Here is an 18,759-nt window from a genome sequence, read left to right on the forward strand (position 1 = left end):
TGTGCCTCGCGCCGGGCGTCACTTGCCCGGGCCGGGCCTCACTTGCCCTCGGGCACGCACGCCGGGTCCTTCTGGCACCAGATGGTCTGGGTGACGGTGACCGTCACGGTCGGTCCCGGCTCGTCGGGGTCGGGCTGTCCCGCGCTCGGCGTCGGGTCGGGGGCGTCGCAGTTGCCCAGCCCTTCGACGTGGAACCACTCCTTGCCGTCGACCTTGCCTGTCAGATCGCCGCGTACGCACCTGCCGTTGACCTCCTTGGTCACCTTCCCGGTGACGCTGATGTCCCGGCCTTCCTTGTCCTCGCCGGTGCAGTCGACGTTCGCGACGGTGTTGACGGACGCGGACGGCGACCCGGACTTCTCGCCGTCCCCCTGCTGGTCACCGTCACCGCCACCGTCGCTGTCGTACGACGCCGTGCAGGTGAGCCACCGGACGTCCAGGCCCTCCCGCTCCAGCTCCTTGGTGGCCAGCTGGTCCGTCGTGAACGCGACCGCGCCGGTGTTGAGCCCGCCGCCCTCGCAGGCCACCAGGCCCGCGACCGCGCCGACTCCGAGCCCGACTCCCAGCAGGAGCCGGCGCCCGCGAGTCCGGTACGCCCTGATACGCCGCCATGCCGCCATGCACGGCAGCCTGCCACCGCCCGCCGCGCCACGGAAGACCGCGTGCGGCCATGCCGCCGGGACGGCCGGTGGAGGGCGGCCGGTGTCAGCCGCTCATCAGCAGCCATTCCTGCAGCTCCACCAAGTTCCCCTCGGGATCCTTGAGATGGGCCACGCGCATCCGGTCGGTCATCCGTGCGGGCCCGTGGAGGAGCCGCGCCCCGCGCGCCGTGATCTGCTCGCAGTACGTGTCGAGGTCGTCGACCCGCAGGACGACCAGCGACCGGTGCCCGTTCGCCGCGTCGGCCAGCTCCCCGAGCACCTCGGCCATCATCGCCCGGTCCTGCAGGGCGATGCCCGCGGACCCGACCGCCGGACTGAACTTCTCGTACGGTCCCTCGACCGCCCCGGACTGCGGCTTCAGCCCGAGCACCTCGGCATAGAAGGGGTAACAGGCGGCGAAGTCGGAGACGAGCAGTCTTACTTGGGCGAGTTCCACGATGCTCCCAGGGGGTTCGGGGACGCGGGTCGGGACCGGGCGGTCAGGACCAGCGTCCGGTTCGGCCCAGCAGCAGCGCCCCGGCCGCCGTCCCGGCGGTCGATGTACGCAGCACACTGGGCCCGAGTCGATACGCCCCCGCGCCCGACTCGCCGAAGAGCGCCAGCTCCTCCGGCGACACGCCCCCTTCGGGCCCCACGACGAGCACGATCTCCCCGGCCGCCGGCAGCTCGGCCGTGGCCAGCGTGTCGTCGCCGCTCTCGTGCAGTACGGCGGCGAAGTCGGCCTTCGCGAGCAGCGCCGCGACCTGCTTGCCGGTGGCCGCCTCGGCGACCTCGGGAAACCGCACCCGGCGGGACTGCTTGCCCGCCTCCCGCGCGGTGGACCGCCATTTGGCGAGGGCCTTCAGCCCCCGGTCGCCCTTCCACTGGGTGATGCAGCGGGAGGCGGCCCAGGGCACGATCGCGTCCACCCCGACCTCGGTCATGGTCTCGACGGCCAGTTCGCCCCGGTCGCCCTTGGGCAGCGCCTGGACGACGGTGATACGGGGCTGTGGCGGGGCCTCCTCGTGCACGGTCTCCAGGTCCATGACCACGAGCCGGTCCTTGCCCTCGGCGGCCTTGACGATGCCCTCCGCCCAGCGTCCGCGCCCGTCCGTGAGGACGACGTCCTCACCGGCCCGCAGCCGCTTCACGGAGACGGCGTGCCGCCCCTCGGGTCCGTCGAGGACGAGCTCGCCGCCGCAGCCGTCCGGCAGGTCCAGCGAGTCGACCACGAACACGGGTGCGGTCATCGCCCCTCGCCCCCGGCCGGTCCGCCGCCCTGGCTGCCGACCCGTGAGGAGGCCTGCGCGGCCTGCGCGGCGGCGATCTCGGCGGCCAGCACCTCGACCAGTTCCCCGGCCGGCAGCTCCCGCGCCATCCGGTGCCCCTGCCCGGCCCACAGGGCCATGCCCTGCGCGTCCCCGGCCTTGGCGGCGGCCTTGCGCAGCGGCGAGGTGAGGTGGTGGACCTCCGGGTAGGCGACGGGCGCGTACGGGCCGTGCTCGCGCAGGAACCGGTTGACCAGGCCGCGGGCCGGGCGTCCGGAGAAGGCGCGGGTCAGCTCCGTACGGACGAAGAGGGGGTTGGTCAGCGCCTGCTTGTGCACGGCGTGCGCGCCGGACTCGGCGGTGGCGAGGAACGCGGTGCCCAGCTGGGCCGCGCTCACGCCCGCCGTGAGGAGGGCGGCGATCTGGCTGCCGCGCATGATGCCGCCGGCCGCGACCATCGGCAGCGCCACGGCCTCGCGGACCTGTGCGACGAGCGACAGCAGACCGATGCCGGCGCAGTCCCGCTCGGGGTCGTCCCGGTGGGTGCCCTGGTGGCCGCCCGCCTCGACGCCCTGCACGATGACGGCGTGGGCCCCGGACCGCTCCACGGCCTGTGCCTCCTCCGCCGAGGTCGCGGTGACCAGGGTGAGCGTGCCCTTGCGGGCGAGGGACTCGATGACCTCGGGGGTCGGGCAGCCGAAGTGGAACGACACCACGGGCACCGGGTTGTCGAGCAGTACGGCGAGCTTGGCCTCGTAGCCGTCGTCCCGCCCGCTGTCGGGGTCGCCCAGTTCGGCGTCGTACCAGGTGGCCTCACCGGCCAGCTGCTCCGCGTACACCTCGACGGCGGCCGGCTCGGAGTACTCCGGCTGCGGCATGAAGAGGTTCACGCCGAAGGGGCGCGACGTCAGCGCGCGCAGCGCCTTGATCTCCTGATACATCCCGTCGGCCGTCTTGTACCCGGCGGCCAGAAAACCCAGCCCGCCCGCCTCGGACACGGCGGCGGCCAACCGCGGCACGGACACACCGCCCGCCATCGGGGCCTGCACGATCGGAAGCGGGACGAGATCGGTCAGCGCGGAGGACATGACGGCATGTTGCCATGTCCACGGGCCTTCGCCGAATCGAGGACGGCCACGTGTTCGACCGCGGGGCCGGTGGGGGCTGGTCGCGCAGTTCCCCGCGCCCCCGAAAAGCCGGGGCTGCGCCCCGCGCGCTTCAGGCCCGCGGGGCCTGGGCTTTCAGGGGCGCGGGGAACGGCGCGAGAAGCCCCACCCCGCACCCGACGAACAACCCCTCAGCCAACCTCTCAGCGCCCGTTGAACGCGTCCTTCAACCGCGAGAACAGCCCCTGCTGCCCGGGCTGGAACTGCCCGGTGGGCCGCTCCTCCCCGCGCAGCGCGGCGAGCTGCCGCAGCAGCCCCTCCTGCTCGGGGTCGAGCTTCGTCGGCGTCTGGACCTCGACGTGGACGATCAGATCGCCACGGCCGCCGCCCCGCAGATGGGTGACACCCCGCCCGTGCAGCGGGATCGACTGCCCGGACTGGGTCCCGGGCCGGATGTCGACCTCCTCCAGACCGTCCAGCGTCTCCAGCGGCACCTTCGTGCCGAGAGACGCCGCCGTCATCGGGAGCGTCACCGTGCAGTGCAGATCGTCGCCTCGCCGCTGGAACATCGCGTGCGGCAGCTCGTGGATCTCGACGTAGAGGTCACCGGCGGGACCGCCACCGGGACCGACCTCGCCCTCACCGGCCAGCTGGATCCGTGTGCCGTTGTCGACACCGGCCGGGATCTTGACCGTGAGGGTCCGCCGCGACCGCACCCGCCCGTCGCCCGCGCACTCGGGGCACGGGTTGGGGACGATCGTGCCGAACCCCTGGCACTGCGGGCAGGGCCGGGAGGTCATGACCTGACCGAGGAAGGACCGCGTGACCTGTGAGACCTCACCACGACCGCGACACATGTCACAGGTCTGGGCGGTCGTCCCCGGGGCCGCGCCCTCGCCGCTGCACGTCGCGCAGACGATGGCGGTGTCGACCTGGATGTCCTTCGTCGTGCCGAAGGCCGCCTCGTCGAGGTCGATCTCCAGCCGGATCATCGCGTCCTGCCCCCGGCGCGTACGCGACCGCGGGCCCCGCTGGGACGCCGTACCGAAGAAGGCGTCCATGATGTCCGAGAAGTTCCCGAAGCCACCGGCTCCGAAGCCGCCCGCGCCTGAACCGCCCGCCTGGGACAGCGGGTCGCCGCCGAGGTCGTAGACCTGCTTCTTCTGCGGGTCCGAGAGCACCTCGTAGGCGGCGTTGATCTCCTTGAACCGCTCCTGGGTCTTCGGATCGGGATTGACGTCCGGATGCAGCTCGCGCGCGAGCCTCCGGAACGCCTTCTTGATCTCGTCCTGAGACGCGTCGCGGCGCACGCCGAGCACGGCGTAGTAGTCCGTGGCCACTTAAGACTCCGCCAGGATCTGTCCGACGTACCGTGCCACCGCTCGTACCGCTCCCATCGTTCCCGGATAATCCATGCGCGTAGGTCCGACCACGCCCAGTTTCGCTACTGCCTCGCCGCCCGAACCGTAGCCGACGGAGACGACGGACGTGGAGTTGAGTCCCTCATAGGCGTTTTCATGACCGATGCGTACGGTCATGCCCGAATCCCCGGCCTCGCCAAGCAACTTGAGGAGGACGACCTGCTCCTCCAAGGCTTCCAGAACGGGCCGGATGGTGAGGGGGAAGTCATGTCCGAAGCGGGTGAGATTGGCGGTGCCGCCGATCATCAGCCGCTCCTCGCTCTCCTCGACGAGTGCCTCCAGCAGGGTGGAGAGCACCGTCGTGACCGTGCCCCGGTCCTCGATGTCGAACGCCTCGGGCAGGTCCTCGACCAGCCTCGGCACGTCGGTGAACCGGCGGCCCGCGACCTTGCTGTTGAGCCGGGCGCGCAGATCCGCGAGTGACGTTTCTCCGAACGGCGCCGGGCAGTCGACCAGCCGCTGTTCCACCCGTCCCGTGTCCGTGATCAGCACGAGCATCAGCCGGGCGGGGGCCAGCGACAGCAGCTCCACATGCCGCACCGTCGACCGCGTGAGCGACGGATACTGCACGACGGCGACCTGCCGGGTGAGCTGCGCGAGCAGCCGCACGGTCCGGGCCACCACGTCGTCGAGATCGACGGCGCCGTCCAGGAAGTTCTGGATGGCGCGCCGCTCGGGCGGGGTCATGGGCTTGACGCCGGCCAGCTTGTCGACGAAGAGCCGGTACCCCTTGTCGGTGGGGATGCGGCCCGCGCTGGTGTGGGGCTGGGCGATGAAGCCCTCGTCCTCCAGCGCCGCCATGTCGTTGCGGACGGTCGCCGGGGAGACACCGAGGTTGTGCCGCTCCGTGAGCGCCTTGGAGCCGACCGGCTCCTCGGTGCCCACGTAGTCCTGGACGATGGCGCGCAGCACCTGAAGCCTGCGTTCACTGAGCATCGCGCACACCTCCAGCTCGCTCTCCTGTGACTCCCCCTTGGCACTCACCCCGGGCGAGTGCCAACACTCCCCGCCCAGTGTACGGCGGTGGGGTACGCCCCCGGCAAGGCCGGTCCAGCCATGGAGTGCCGACGTGTACCGACCTGTCCGGCGATGTCGGGCCACTTCCTACTGGCGGGTACGCGACGACCGCGACGCCGACGGCGCCGTCGACCGACGGCACGTCGGGGCCACGGCACCCCTCGGCCGCCCCGCGTCCTTCCCGCCGGCCGCTACGACGCCCTCCCTCACCCGGCCGCGGGGAGCTACAGCTAGCGTCGGCGCATGACGGTGACTTGGGAAGAGTGCGGATGGCAGGGATTGACGCCCCGGGTCGGCCGGTGCCGCCTTCCCGGCTGGGACTGCACGGTCGGACTGGTGGCCGGGGACGGGGCGGCCCTCATGGTCGACGCGGGTTCGAGCCTCAGGGAGGGCGCGCGGTTGCGCACCGAGGCGTGCCGGCTGCTCGGCGGTGCCCGTGTGACACATCTCGCGCTCACCCACCCGCACTTCGACCATGTCTTCGGGGCCGCCGCGTTCGCCGGGGTGGAGGTCTTCGGCGCGGTGGGCGTCGACGGTGTCCTGTCCCGTGACGGCGAGGCCCTCCGCGCGGACGCCGTGCACCACGGTCTCCCCCCGGCGGACGCCACCGAGGCCGCCGACCTCCTCGTACGCCCCCGCCACCACGTCTCCGGCGAGTGGACGCTCGACCTGGGCGGCGACGTCCAGGTGCTCCTGGCGAACGTGGGCCCGGGCCACACGGGCCACGACCTGGCGGTCCTGGTCCGGGGCACGCCGGGTTCCGCGGCCTCGCCCGCCTCGCCTGAGGTCGTGTTCTGCGGTGACCTGGTCGAGGAGTCCGGCGAGCCCCAGGCGGGCCCCGACGCGATCCCCTCCCACTGGCCTGCCGCTCTCGACCGACTGCTGGACCTGGGCGGCGAGGACGCGCTCTACGTCCCCGGCCACGGGGCGGTGGTGGACGCGGCGTTCGTCCGGGCCCAACGCGACGCGCTGGCACGGCGCTTCGGCGTGTCGGGCTGAGCACCGGGACATCCGGGCGCGGCTTCTCCTATCGTCATCCGAATGCGCCAGTACTCACCCGACCTGACCCCTCCCTGGAAGAAGCCCAAGCCGGCCCCCGAGGTCCCGGCCGACCCCGGCCTGGTCGTCGAGGAGCCCACCACCGGCTTCTGCGGCGCGGTCGTCCGCTGCGAGGCGGGCACGGTGACGCTGGAGGACCGCTTCGGCAAACACCGCGTGTTCCCGCTGGAGCCCCGGGGCTTCCTGCTGGAGGGCCGGGTGGTGACCCTGGTACGCCCCTCGTCGGCGCCCGCACGGCCGAGTCGTACGGCATCCGGCTCGGTCGCCGTCCCCGGCGCCCGAGCCCGCGTGGCCCGCGCCGGCCGCATCTACGTCGAGGGCCGCCACGACGCCGAACTCGTCGAGCGGGTCTGGGGCGACGACCTGCGTATCGAGGGGGTAGTGGTGGAGTACCTGGAGGGCGTGGACGACCTTCCCGCGATCGTCGCGGACTTCGCCCCGGGACCTGATGCGAGGTTGGGTGTCCTGGTCGACCACCTGGTCCCCGGCAGCAAGGAGTCCCGTATCGCCGAGGCGGTGACCAGCGAGCACGCGCTGGTCGTGGGCCACCCGTACATCGACATCTGGGAGGCCGTGAAGCCGTCGTCGGTGGGCATCGAGGCGTGGCCGCGCGTGCCGCGCGGGCAGGACTGGAAGGCGGGGGTGTGCCGGGCGCTGGGGTGGCCGGAGAACACGGGTGCGGTGTGGCAGGCGATTCTGGCGCGGGTGGGTTCCTACAGGGACTTGGAGCCGGCGCTGCTGGGGCGGGTGGAGGAGCTGATCGACTTCGTCACGGATAGCGGTGGGACCTGACCTTCTCGTAGGCGGCAAACTCGCTGGTGTCCAGTTCGATGCCGATGGGCTCCAACGGTGTGAGGTCGCCGAACTTGGTGATCCGCTGGCACCGGTAGTCCGCAGCCTCTCCATGGCCCGTCGGTTCAGTAAGCAGTACACACTGGGCCATGACGGGGTCGATGATGAAGTAGGCGGGTACCTTCGCCGCCGCGTAGATCGATCGCTTGACTCCGTAGTCGCGGTCCACACTCGTCTTGGAGACGACTTCCAGGAGCATGGTGATGACCTCGGACGGCATCAGCCTTCCTTGGCCAGGTCCAGCGCCACGCTCAATCACGACAAGATCCGGCTGCGGCTCGCTGGTCTCTTCGAGGATGGCGATGTCCTGGGTCTGGAGCCGCCGCCAGCGCTGACGGGGGATCTGGTCCACAACCGCTTCCAGGATGTCGTTGTGGGCCACGTCCGGCCCCGCCATCATCACAATTTCCCCCCGGAGGAGCTCGACCTTGAATCCTTCGGGAAACTCAAAGTTCTCGAAGAACTTCACGATGTCGGTGGTCATCGGTCGGTCGTCCACAGCGGTCATCTCCGCAGCCCTCCGGTTTCCGCCACCGTGCAATCACGGCGGCAGCCTACGAACCAGGTTAGGTACCGAACCGCCGTTCCGCACCGATTCACCCGCCGGAGTGATCAGTCCACCAGGTCCCGCACCACCGCGTCCGCCAGCAACCGCCCCCGCAGCGTGAGCACCGCGCGCCCCTCCTCGTACGGGCCCGCCTCCAGCAGCCCGTCGGACAGAGCGCGCCCGGCCGCCGCCAGGCCTTCCTCCCGCAGCAAGGACAACGGGCAGCCCTCCCGGAGCCTCAGCTCCAGCAGGATCCGTTCGACCCGACGGTCCTCGTCCGCCAGCAGCTCACGCCCCGCCCCCGGTGACCGCCCCGCCGCCAGCGCGCCCGCGTACGCGCCCGGGTGCTTGACGTTCCACCAGCGCACGCCGCCGACGTGGCTGTGGGCGCCCGGCCCCGCGCCCCACCAGTCGGCGCCGCGCCAGTACAGCTCGTTGTGGAGGCAGCGGCCCGCGTCGGACGTGGCCCAGTTGGAGACCTCGTACCAGTCGAAGCCGGCGGCCGAGAGCGTCTCGTCGGCGATGAGGTAGCGGTCGGCGTGGACGTCGTCGTCGGTCATCGGGACCTCGCCCCGGCGGATGCGCCGGGCGAGCTGCGTCCCCTCCTCGACGATCAGCGCGTACGCCGAGACGTGGTCCGGTCCGGCGCCGAGCGCGGCGTCCAGCGAGGCCCGCCAGTCGTCGTCGGACTCGCCGGGCGTGCCGTAGATCAGGTCGAGGTTGACGTGGTCGAAGCCCGCCGCGCGGGCCTCCGCGACGCAGGCCTCCGGCCGCCCCGGCGTGTGCGTACGGTCGAGGATCTTCAGGACGTGCTGCCGGGCGCTCTGCATGCCGAAGGAGAGGCGGTTGAAGCCGCCCGCGCGGAGGGTCTCCAGGTAGGCGGGGTCGACCGACTCCGGGTTCGCCTCGGTCGTCACCTCCGCGTCGTCCGCGAGACCGAACTCGTCCCGGATCGCCCCCAGCATCCGGACGAGGTCGTCGGCGGCCAGCAGCGTGGGCGTGCCGCCGCCGACGAAGACCGTACGGACGGGGCGCGGGTCGTCGCCGAGGACCTTGCGGGCGAGGCGGATCTCGTCGACGACCGTGTCCGCGTAGTTGTCGCGGGAGGCGAGGACGCCGCCGGTGCCGCGCAGCTCGGTGGCGGTGTAGGTGTTGAAGTCGCAGTAGCCGCAGCGGGTCGCGCAGTACGGGACGTGCAGGTAGAACCCGAGGGGTCGTGCGGCCGCGTCGGCCAGGGCGTGCGCGGGCAGCGCCCCGTCGTCGGGGACGGGCTCACCGTCGGGGAGTGCGGAAGGCATGTCCTCCATTGTCCAGCACAGGTCGGCGGACGGTTTCCGCCCCATCCGTACCTTCCGTCACTCCGTTACTCCGTCACTCCGTCACTCCGCCTGCAACACCAGCAGCGCCAGATCGTCGTCCGGCGGCCCTTCCCCGAACTCGTGCACGAGGCGTCGGATGCGTTCGGCGAGCAGCTGGGCGTCGAGCCCGGCGCAGCCGGCGAGCGCGGTGGCGAGGCCGTCCCCGTCGTCGAACATGTGCGGGCCGCTGCGCCGCTCGGTGACCCCGTCGGTCACGCACAGCAGCGTGTCGCCGCGGCGCAGCTCGAACGTCTCGGAGACGTACTCGGTGTCCTCGATCACCCCGAGCAGCGTCTGCGGCTCGGCCACGGCCCGTACGTCGCCGTCGGGGCCCAGGAGCAGCGGAAGCGGGTGCCCGGCGGAGGCGAGGGTGCAGCGGACGCCGCCGGAGACGGGGACGAGTTCGCCGTAGAGGAGGGAGAGGAAACGGGTCTGCGGGCCGTCGGGGTCGACGAGGCCGGGGTCGCCCGCCGTGACCAGGGCGCGGGCGGCCGCGTCCGCCGCCTCGGTCGCGTCGTCGAGGAGGAGTTGGTTGAGGCGGTCGAGCACGTCGGCGACGCCGTACCCCTCGCGGGCGAGCAGCCGCAGCCAGGGCCGGGCGAGACCGATGACCACCGCCGCCTCGGGGCCCTTGCCCTGGACGTCGCCGATCGCGAAGCACCAGCGGCCCCGGCCCGCCGGGAAGAGGTCGTAGAAGTCACCGCTGGGTCCGCCCTTGTCGCACGGCTCGTAGACGAGCGCGCTCGACACCCCGGGGATCTCGGCGACCGCGCCCGGCAGCAGTCCACGCTGCAGGACCCGGCTGATGGTGGCCTGGCGGGCGTACTGGCGGGCCGCCCCGATGGACAGCGCGATCCGTCGGCTCAGGTCCTCCACCAGCCCGGTCACCTCGTCCGGGAAGCGGAGCAGTCCGGCCCGGCCGATGACGAGCGTGCCGAGCGGGCGCCCACCGGCGATCAGCCGATAGGCGAGCGCGGCCCCGCCCTCGCCATGCACCACCGGCGCGCCCTCGCCATGCACCACCGGCTCGCCCTCGCTCGTCTCGGCCGGCCGGCTGTCGCGTTTCTCCGCCGGCCCGGGTTCGCGTTTCTCCGCCACCCCGGGTTCGCGTTTCTCCGCCGATGCGTCGCCACTCGTCTCCCCCGGCGAGCCGTCACCCGGCAGGGCGTCGGCGGTCGGCGGGGCGGCGGTGCCGGAGGAGCCGACGACCGCCGTCTCCCCCGGCGGGCCTTCGCTGCCGCTTCGCACCGCCGCGCCGTCGCCCTTCCCCCCGGGCCGCCCCTCGCCGCCCGGGTCCACCGGCCCTTGCGCACCCTCGTCCCCGGGCGCTCCGCTTTCCGCCCCGGCCCCTGTCGCGGTTCCGGTCCCCGCACCCGATCCCACCGTCGGCCCCGACCCCGATCCCGCTGTCGGCCCCGACCCCGGCACAGGCCGCGGCCACGGCACAGGCACCGCCCGCGATCGCACCGACTCCGGCAGCCTCGGCGGGTCCTTCTCCAGGGCTCGGCGGAGTTCCTCGATGCGGTTCTCGCTGCCGTGCCAGACGCGGGCGAGCCGTGGCGCGGGGCCGAGCGAACCGTCGCCGCCGCGCCAGCCCAGCCCCTCGTCCTCCAGCCACACCGCGCACCAGTCGGCCAGCCTCGGCACCAGCAGCTGCCCGGCGAGCGCGGCGACCAGATCCTCGTCCAGCTGCCCGGCGAGCAGATCGGACGCCTCGGCGAGGAAGGAGAGCGCACCCCGGTTCAGCCACTCGCGGTCGTGCTCCACGCCGCGCCGGGGCACGGGGGCGACCAGATCGACCGGGCCCGCACCGGGTCCGAGGCCGATCCCACCGCCGTAGTCCGCGTAACCGGCGTACGCCCGCGCGCCGTCCTGTCCCGGTGCATGCCCGGCACCGGCGTACGCCCGCGCATCCCAGTCCTCGGGCCCCTCGACCCCCTCGGCCTCCGCACCGTGCTCGCCGCCCGCCTCACCGCGGTACCCCTCGAACGCGTCCTCCACCGCCATCGCCCCGTCGATCGACAGGCGGGCCCAGACGGTCTTCGTCCCGGTCCGGTAGGTGATCCCCCAGGCTTCGGAGAGCGCGGCGACGAGGCGCAGGCCGCGTCCGTACTCGGCGGCCCCGTAAGGCCGTTCGACGAGGTAGGGACGTTCGGCTCCCTCGTCCCGTACCGCCCGGGAGGGATGGTGGTCCGAGACCTCGACGAGCAGCCATCCGGCGGAGGCCGGGTCGTCGCGGCCGAGACGGCACAGCAGTTCGACGTCCGTGCCCGCGTGGACGACCGCGTTGGTCACCAGCTCGCTGACCACGACGATCGCGTCCTCGACGAGGCGGGCGGAGAGGGCGGCGGCGCCCGGCAGATCGAGTTCGGCCCACTCGGCGAGCGCGGTGCCGACGAAGCGCCGGGCGGCTCCGGGCGCGAGTGGACCCCCGGGAAGCGACACATGCACCACCGCGCGCCGGTCTGCGCCCGCGTACGCGGATCCGGCGTACAGGGATGCGGACCCGACGTGCGCCGGCGCATCAGAAGCGCAGGACACGGTCTCCCGTTGCGTCGGTATGGCCCCCACTGAGCGGCTCCCTGAGAAAGTTCGGACGAATGGGCCTCAGGCGGCACGGCCAGAGTGACAGACTGACCACGCCCATAAGCGCCGAGTTACCGAAGTGGGCCACCATGAGTGAGAACAGTGCTACGCGGCTGCTCGAAGACGGTCAAAATGACAGCCAAACGGACGGAATGATCCGGGCATCCGATCTCCGTGCGCTGACCGCGGCGATGACCGCGGCCCGCGACGGAAGCTTCACGAAAGTCCCGGAGGCGGGCCCCGCGCCGGTGGCGGAGCTGTGCGCCCTCTTCAACCAGATCATCGACCGCAGCACCCACTTCGGTTCGGAAGCGCAGCGCGTACGGCGGGAGTTGGTCCGGCACGGCCGTCTCGACGAGCGGCTCTCGGCCAGCCCGGGCCAGGGCGCCTGGGCGACCCGTGTCGACGACGTGAACCAGACGCTCGACGCCCTGGTCGCACCCGCCGCGAACGCCACGCGGGTGCTGGACGCGGTGGCGGGCGGCGATCTGACCCAGCGCGTCGACCTGCACGACGGCAACCGCCAACTCCGGGGTGATCTGCGGCGGTTGGGCCGGGCCGTGAACAAGATGGTCGACCAGCTGTCGCTGTTCACCGGTGAGGTGACCCGGGTCGCCCGCGAGGTCGGCACGGAGGGGCGGCTCGGCGGCCGGGCCAAGGTCCGCGGTCTGTCCGGGAGCTGGCGGGACGTGACCGAGGCGGTCAACACCATGGCCTCCCGGCTGACCGCGCAGGTGCGGGACATCGCCCTGGTGACCACCTCGGTGGCGCGCGGCGACCTCACGCGTACGGTGACCGTCGAGGCGACCGGCGAGCTGCTGGAGCTGAAGCTCACCGTGAACACGATGGTCGACCAGCTCTCCGCCTTCGCCGACGAGGTGACGAGGGTGGCCCGCGAGGTCGGCACCGAAGGCCAGCTCGGGGGCCGCGCCCAGGTCCGGGGCGTCTCCGGGGTCTGGAAGGACCTCACCGACAACGTCAACTTCATGGCGTCGAACCTGACGTCCCAGGTCCGCAACATCGCCCAGGTCACCACCGCCGTGGCCAACGGCGACCTGAGCCAGAAGATCATGGTCGACGCGCAGGGCGAGATCCTGGAACTGAAGTCCACCATCAACACGATGGTCGACCAGCTCTCCGCCTTCGCCGACGAGGTCACCCGCGTGGCCCGCGAGGTCGGCACCGAAGGCAACCTCGGCGGCCGCGCCCAGGTCCGGGGCGTCTCCGGGGTCTGGAAGGACCTCACCGACAACGTCAACTTCATGGCGGACAACCTGACGTCCCAGGTCCGCAACATCGCCCTCGTCTCCACGGCGGTCGCCCAGGGCGATCTCGGCAAGAAGATCACGGTCGAGGCGAAGGGCGAGATCCTGGAGCTGAAGTCCACCATCAACACGATGGTCGACCAGCTCTCCGCCTTCGCCGACGAGGTCACCCGCGTGGCCCGCGAGGTCGGCACCGAGGGCAACCTCGGCGGTCAGGCACAGGTGCGGGGTGTCAGCGGCGTCTGGAAGGACCTCACCGACAACGTCAACTTCATGGCCCTGAACCTGACTTCGCAGGTCCGCAACATCGCCCAGGTGACCACCGCCGTCGCCAACGGCGACCTCTCCAAGAAGATCACCGTCGACGCGCGCGGCGAGATCCTGGAACTGAAGGACACCGTCAACACGATGGTGGAGCAACTGCGGGCCTTCGCCGACGAGGTGACGAGGGTGGCCCGCGAGGTCGGCACCGACGGCGCGCTCGGCGGGCGCGCCCAGGTGCTGGGCGTGTCCGGTGTGTGGCGGGACCTCACCGACAACGTCAACTACATGGCGGACAACCTGACTTCGCAGGTCCGCAACATCGCCCAGGTGACGACGGCCGTGGCGAACGGCGACCTCTCCAAGAAGATCGACGTGGACGCGCGCGGCGAGATCCTGGAGCTGAAGACCGCCATCAACACGATGGTCGACACCCTCTCCTCCTTCTCCTCCGAGGTCACCCGGGTCGCACGCGAGGTCGGTTCCGAGGGCCAACTCGGCGGTCAGGCGCGGGTCGAGGGCGTGTACGGCACCTGGAAGCGTCTGACGACGAACGTGAACGAACTCGCGTCGAACCTGACCACCCAGGTCCGCGCGATCGCCGAGGTCGCCTCCGCCGTGGCGCAGGGCGACATGTCCCGCTCGATCACGGTGGAGACGCAGGGCGAGGTCGCCGAACTGAAGGACAACATCAACCTGATGGTGGCCAACCTCCGCGAGACCACCCGCGCGAAGGACTGGCTGGAGTCCAACCTCGCCCGCCTAGCCGCCCTGATGCAGGGCCACCGCGACCTGATGGAGGTCGCCGACCTGATCCTGCGCGAGCTGACCCCGCTGGTGAACGCCCAGTACGGCGCCTTCTACCTGGCCGACCCCGACGAGGACGGCGCGGCCCCGCTCCCGGTGGCGCCCACCAAGGGCCTCGCCTTCATCGCGGGCTACGGCGCGGCGCAGGGCGCGACCGTCGAGACGGGCGGCCTGCCCGTGCACGGTCTCGTCGCGCAGGCGGCCCGCGAGAAGAAGCGGATCCTGGTGGAGGAGGCGCCGCCGGACTACATCAAGATCAACAGCGGCCTGGGCGAGGCCTCGCCGTCCAGCGTCGTGATCATCCCGATCCTCTTCGAGGACAAGCTCCTCGGCGTGATCGAGCTTGCCACCTTCTCACGCTTCTCCGACGTCCACCTGGCGTTCTTCGACCAGTTCGTGAACACCATCGGCGTCGCCATCAACACCATCATCGCCAACTCCCGCACGGAGTCCCTCCTCGGCGAGTCCCAGCGCCTCGCCATGCAACTCCAGGAACGCTCCGACGAACTCCAGAAGCAACAGGCGGAGCTGCGTCGCTCGAACGCCGAACTGGAGGAGAAGGCCGCCCTGTTGGCCACCTCTTCCCAGTACAAGTCGGAGTTCCTGGCGAACATGTCCCATGAACTGCGCACGCCGCTCAACTCCCTCCTGATCCTGGCGCGGCTGCTCTCCGACAACCCCGACGGCCATCTCACCGACCAGGAGGTGCAGTTCGCGACCACGATCCACCGCTCCGGCTCCGACCTCCTCCAGCTGATCAACGACATCCTGGACCTGTCGAAGATCGAGGCGGGCCGGATGGACGTACGCCCCAAGCGCCTCCCGCTCATCAAGCTCCTGGACTACGTCCACGCCACGTTCCGCCCGCTCACCCTCGACCGGGGTCTGGCCTTCGACGTGACGGTCGGCGAGAACGTGCCCCGCGAGATGTACTCGGACGAGCAACGCCTTCAGCAGATCCTCCGCAACCTCCTCTCCAACGCGATCAAGTTCACCGCGTCCGGCCGGGTCGAGCTGACCGTCAGCCGCGTCAAGGACCCCGAGCACCGTTTCACCCGTGAGGACCACGACGAGGTGATCGCCTTCGCCGTCTCGGACACCGGCATCGGCATCGCGGCCGAGAAACTCCCGGTGATCTTCGAGGCGTTCCAGCAGGCCGACGGCACCACCAACCGCAAGTACGGCGGCACCGGCCTCGGCCTGTCCATCAGCCGCGAGATCGCCGGCCTGCTGGGCGGCCGCATCATCGCCGAGAGCGTCCCCGGCCAGGGCTCGACCTTCACGCTGTACGTCCCCGTCTTCAGCCCCGGCCACGGGGTGACGGGCCACATCGCCGAGGAGCCCGGCAGCCTCGTGCCCGAGCAGCTGGCCACCGAGCCGTACCCGGCCACCCACGACAGCGACGACACCTGGCCCGCCCCCACCAAGCTGGAGGCGTGGAAGGTGGGCCGCGCGGGACAGGTACTGCCCGGCCGCCGGGTGCTGATCGTCGACGACGACATCCGGAACGTCTTCGCGCTCACCCACGTCCTGGGCCGCGTCGGCATGCCCGTCCTGTACGCGGAGAACGGCCGCGAGGGCATCGAGACCCTGGAGCGCAACCCGGACGTCGAACTCGTCCTGATGGACATCATGATGCCGGAGATGGACGGCTACGAGACGATCTCCGCCATCCGCCGCACCCCGCGCTGGGCCGGCCTGCCCATCGTCGCCCTCACCGCCAAGGCGATGCCCGGCGACCGCGAGAAGTCCATCGCCCGCGGCGCCAACGACTACGTACCGAAGCCGGTGGACGTCGACCAACTGCTCACGGTCGTCTGCGCGGTCCTGGACCCGGAAGGCGCCCAGAACCCGGCGGACACGGCGGACCCGGCACCCGAGAAACGCACCGACGAGAACGAGGCACCCTCACCATGACCACTCAGGACCGGACCGACGGAAGCGCGGGCATCCTCCTCGTCGACGACATGGAGGACAACCTGATCGCCCTGGAGGCCGTCCTGGCATCCCTCGACGAGCCGCTCGTACGCGCCCGTTCGGGCGAGGAGGCGATGAAGGCCCTCCTCCGGCAGCGCTTCGCCGTCGTCCTCCTCGACATCCGCATGCCAGGGATGGACGGCTTCGAGACCGCCGCCCACATCAAGCGCCTCGACCAGACCAAGGACGTCCCGATCATCTTCCTCACCGGCACCGACGCCGACGCGGGCTACGCCTTCCGCGGCTACGCCACAGGCGCGGCGGACTACCTGACCAAGCCCTTCGACCCCTGGGTGCTCCGGGCGAAGGTGAGCGTCTTCCTGGACCTGCACCGCAAGACCCGGCAGCTGGAGACCCTGTTGGCGAGGCAGCGGGAACACACGGAACAGGTCGACTCACGCTTGGCGACTCTGGAGAAGCAACTGGCCGCCGATCCACCCGACTTGGCCGAGCTGCGCATACAGATACGGGAGCTTCGCACCTTGGTCGCGGGCAACCCTGCCCCTTGAGGTGCGCGGGGAACTGCGCGACACGCCACAACGAACCCGCCCCTGACGGACGGCCCGCAGTTCCCCGGCTCTCCAGCGGAGTGCTACGCCTCGCGCGCCCCGGCGTACATGTCGTCGATGAGGTGCTGGTACTCCTTCTCCACCACCGGCCGCTTCAGCTTCAGGCTCGGCGTCAGCTCACCGTGCTCGACATCGAGATCCCGCGGCAGCAACCGGAACTTCTTGATCGTCTGCCACCGCTGCAACCCCGCGTTCAGCTGCGCGATGTGCCCCTCGATCATCTCCACCGTCGCCGGCGCCGAGATGACCTCCTCGTACGACTTCCCCGCCAGCCCGTTCTCCGCGGCCCACCCCTGGATGGACAGCTCGTCGAGGGCGATGAGCGCGGTGCAGAAGTTACGGTCCGCGCCGATCACCATGACGTTGGACGTGAACGGGCACAGCGCCTTGAACTGCCCCTCGATCTCGGTCGGCGCGATGTACTTGCCGCCGGACGTCTTGAACAGGTCCTTCTTCCGGTCGGTGATCCGCAGGTACCCGTCGGGCGACAGCTCCCCGATGTCACCGGTGTGGAACCATCCGTCGGCCTCCAGCACCTCCGCCGTCTTCTCCGGCAGGCCGTGGTACCCCTCCATCACACCGGGCCCGCGCAGCAGGATCTCGCCGTCGTCCGCGATCCGCACCTCGCAGCCGGGCAGCGGCTTGCCGACCGTGCCGGTGCGGTACGCCTCGCCGGGGTTCACGAAGGACGCGGCCGAGGTCTCCGTGAGGCCATAGCCCTCCAGGATGTGGATGCCGGCACCGGCGAAGAAGAACCCGATCTCCGGCGCCAGCGCGACCGACCCGGAGACACACGCCCGCAGCCGGCCGCCGAACGCCTCGCGGAGCTTGGCGTACACCAGCGCGTCGGCGACCTTGTGCTTCGCGCCGAGCGCGAACGGCACCGAGGCAGTGCCGGTGCGGCGGAAGTTGTCCTGGCTGGCCTTGGCGTACTCGCGGGAGACACCGGCCGCCCACTGGAAGATCTTGTACTTGGCCGGGCCGCCCGCGCGGGCCTTGGCGACGACGCCGTTGTAGACCTTCTCGAAGATGCGGGGCACGGCCGCCATGTACGTCGGCTGCACCACCGGAAGGTTCTCGATGATCTTGTCGATCCGGCCGTCGACGGCGGTGACGTGCCCGACCTCGATCTGACCGCTGGTGAGCACCTTGCCGAACACGTGCGCGAGCGGCAGCCACAGGTACTGCACGTCCTCGGCACTGACCAGCCCGGTCGCGGCGATCGCCTTCGCCATGTACGCCCAGTTGTCGTGCGGCAGCCGGACCCCCTTGGGGCGCCCGGTGGTGCCGGAGGTGTAGATCAGCGTGGCGAGCTGGTCCTTGGTGATCGCGCCGACCTTCTCCGTGATCAGGTCGGGCTTCTTCTCCAGGTAAGCGGCGCCGCGCTTCTCCAGCTCGGCCAGGGAGAGGACCCAGTCCTCCGACAGGTCCGCGCCCTCGGTGTCGATGACGACGACGTGCGTCAGCTCGGGCAGCTCGGCCTTCTTCTCCCGGGCCTTGGCGAGCTGTGCCGCATCCTCGGCGATGAGGACCCGGCTGGAGGAGTCCGAGAGGATGTACGCGGACTCCTCGGCGTTGGTCTGCGGATAGACGGTCGTGGTGGCGGCACCCGCGCACATGATGCCGAGGTCGGCGAGGATCCACTCGATGCGCGTCGACGAGGCGAGGGCGACCCGCTGCTCCGGCTGCACGCCCAGCTCGATCAGTCCGGCCGCGACGGCGTAGACCCGTTCGGCCGACTGTGCCCAGCTCAGCGACTTCCAGTCGGAGGGCCCCTCCCCGGAGGCCGGTGGCACCGGGTACCGGTAGGCCTCGCCGTCGGGCGTGGCCGCCACGCGCTCGAGGAAGAGGGCCGCCACCGAGGGCGGACGGTTCTCGATCAGGGTCTGTGTGTCGCTCACGACATCCTCCGGGGCACGCGACAGTACAGCTGGCTCACGGACTGTGCGGCTGGCTCAAAGCGGCTGTTGTTTAACTCGCGAGTAACCATCGAGTGGTGATCAGGGTAGAGCGAGGTCGGCCGGT

Annotated in this window: 14 protein-coding genes; 4 read left to right on the forward strand and 10 right to left on the reverse strand. The window is 71.2% G+C overall.

Annotated elements, in window-relative coordinates; all coding sequences use genetic code 11:
• Positions 1-38 precede the first annotated feature (38 nt).
• The 6 genes from OG202_RS17045 to hrcA all read right to left on the reverse strand — a co-directional run bounded on the left by OG202_RS17045 (position 39) and on the right by hrcA (position 5,372).
• Positions 39-620 carry a hypothetical protein gene (locus OG202_RS17045; RefSeq protein ID WP_327729744.1) on the reverse strand — a complete coding sequence of 194 codons (582 nt, stop codon included), beginning with the start codon at positions 618-620 and terminating at the stop codon, positions 39-41.
• Positions 621-705: 85 nt separating this feature from the next.
• Positions 706-1,098, reverse strand: a complete 393-nt coding sequence (locus OG202_RS17050; protein WP_326582858.1) for a VOC family protein — start codon at positions 1,096-1,098, stop codon at positions 706-708.
• Positions 1,099-1,141: 43 nt separating this feature from the next.
• Positions 1,142-1,891, reverse strand: coding sequence for a 16S rRNA (uracil(1498)-N(3))-methyltransferase (locus tag OG202_RS17055; protein WP_326582857.1), 750 nt, complete (start codon positions 1,889-1,891; stop codon positions 1,142-1,144).
• Positions 1,888-2,997 (reverse strand): nitronate monooxygenase, encoded by a 1,110-nt coding sequence (locus OG202_RS17060; RefSeq protein ID WP_327729743.1) that lies wholly within the window; start codon positions 2,995-2,997, stop codon positions 1,888-1,890. The genes OG202_RS17055 and OG202_RS17060 overlap by 4 nt, the downstream gene beginning before the upstream one ends.
• 221 nt (positions 2,998-3,218) lie before the next feature.
• Positions 3,219-4,355: a molecular chaperone DnaJ gene (dnaJ, locus tag OG202_RS17065; RefSeq protein ID WP_326582854.1), complete on the reverse strand. Its 1,137-nt coding sequence runs from the start codon at positions 4,353-4,355 to the stop codon at positions 3,219-3,221.
• The gene (gene hrcA, locus OG202_RS17070; protein WP_327732258.1) at positions 4,356-5,372 is read right to left on the reverse strand and encodes a heat-inducible transcriptional repressor HrcA; all 1,017 of its coding nucleotides are present in this window, start codon (positions 5,370-5,372) and stop codon (positions 4,356-4,358) included.
• 324 nt (positions 5,373-5,696) lie between these two features.
• Here hrcA and OG202_RS17075 point away from each other — a divergent pair, with 324 nt between their 5' ends.
• Both OG202_RS17075 and OG202_RS17080 read left to right on the forward strand, forming a co-directional pair.
• Positions 5,697-6,452, forward strand: a complete 756-nt coding sequence (locus OG202_RS17075) for an MBL fold metallo-hydrolase (RefSeq protein WP_328223045.1) — start codon at positions 5,697-5,699, stop codon at positions 6,450-6,452.
• A 42-nt stretch (positions 6,453-6,494) separates the two neighbouring features.
• The gene (locus OG202_RS17080; RefSeq protein WP_326582852.1) at positions 6,495-7,304 is read left to right on the forward strand and encodes a DUF3097 domain-containing protein; all 810 of its coding nucleotides are present in this window, start codon (positions 6,495-6,497) and stop codon (positions 7,302-7,304) included.
• Here the strand turns inward: OG202_RS17080 and OG202_RS17085 are convergent.
• The 3 genes from OG202_RS17085 to OG202_RS17095 all read right to left on the reverse strand — a co-directional run bounded on the left by OG202_RS17085 (position 7,282) and on the right by OG202_RS17095 (position 11,840).
• Positions 7,282-7,872, reverse strand: coding sequence for a Uma2 family endonuclease (locus OG202_RS17085; RefSeq protein ID WP_326582851.1), 591 nt, complete (start codon positions 7,870-7,872; stop codon positions 7,282-7,284). The two genes, OG202_RS17080 and OG202_RS17085, sit on opposite strands and share 23 nt — an antisense overlap.
• Positions 7,873-7,976: 104 nt before the next feature.
• Positions 7,977-9,209 (reverse strand): radical SAM family heme chaperone HemW, encoded by a 1,233-nt coding sequence (hemW, locus tag OG202_RS17090; RefSeq protein WP_327729741.1) that lies wholly within the window; start codon positions 9,207-9,209, stop codon positions 7,977-7,979.
• A gap of 81 nt (positions 9,210-9,290) precedes the next feature.
• Positions 9,291-11,840 carry an ATP-binding SpoIIE family protein phosphatase gene (locus OG202_RS17095; protein WP_328223046.1) on the reverse strand — a complete coding sequence of 850 codons (2,550 nt, stop codon included), beginning with the start codon at positions 11,838-11,840 and terminating at the stop codon, positions 9,291-9,293.
• A 104-nt stretch (positions 11,841-11,944) separates the two neighbouring features.
• Here OG202_RS17095 and OG202_RS17100 point away from each other — a divergent pair, with 104 nt between their 5' ends.
• The gene (locus tag OG202_RS17100) at positions 11,945-16,105 is read left to right on the forward strand and encodes a HAMP domain-containing protein (RefSeq protein WP_405961163.1); all 4,161 of its coding nucleotides are present in this window, start codon (positions 11,945-11,947) and stop codon (positions 16,103-16,105) included.
• On the forward strand, positions 16,102-16,674 hold the full coding sequence (locus OG202_RS17105) for a response regulator (RefSeq protein ID WP_326582847.1): 573 nt from the start codon (positions 16,102-16,104) through the stop codon (positions 16,672-16,674). The genes OG202_RS17100 and OG202_RS17105 overlap by 4 nt, the downstream gene beginning before the upstream one ends.
• An 83-nt stretch (positions 16,675-16,757) precedes the next feature.
• On the opposite strand, the gene OG202_RS17110 is transcribed toward OG202_RS17105, so the two are convergent.
• Positions 16,758-18,635, reverse strand: a complete 1,878-nt coding sequence (locus tag OG202_RS17110) for an AMP-dependent synthetase/ligase (protein WP_327729738.1) — start codon at positions 18,633-18,635, stop codon at positions 16,758-16,760.
• Between the last annotated feature and the right edge of the window lie 124 nt (positions 18,636-18,759).

It is taken from the genome of Streptomyces sp. NBC_00310 (assembly GCF_036208085.1).
GTDB lineage: Bacteria > Actinomycetota > Actinomycetes > Streptomycetales > Streptomycetaceae > Streptomyces.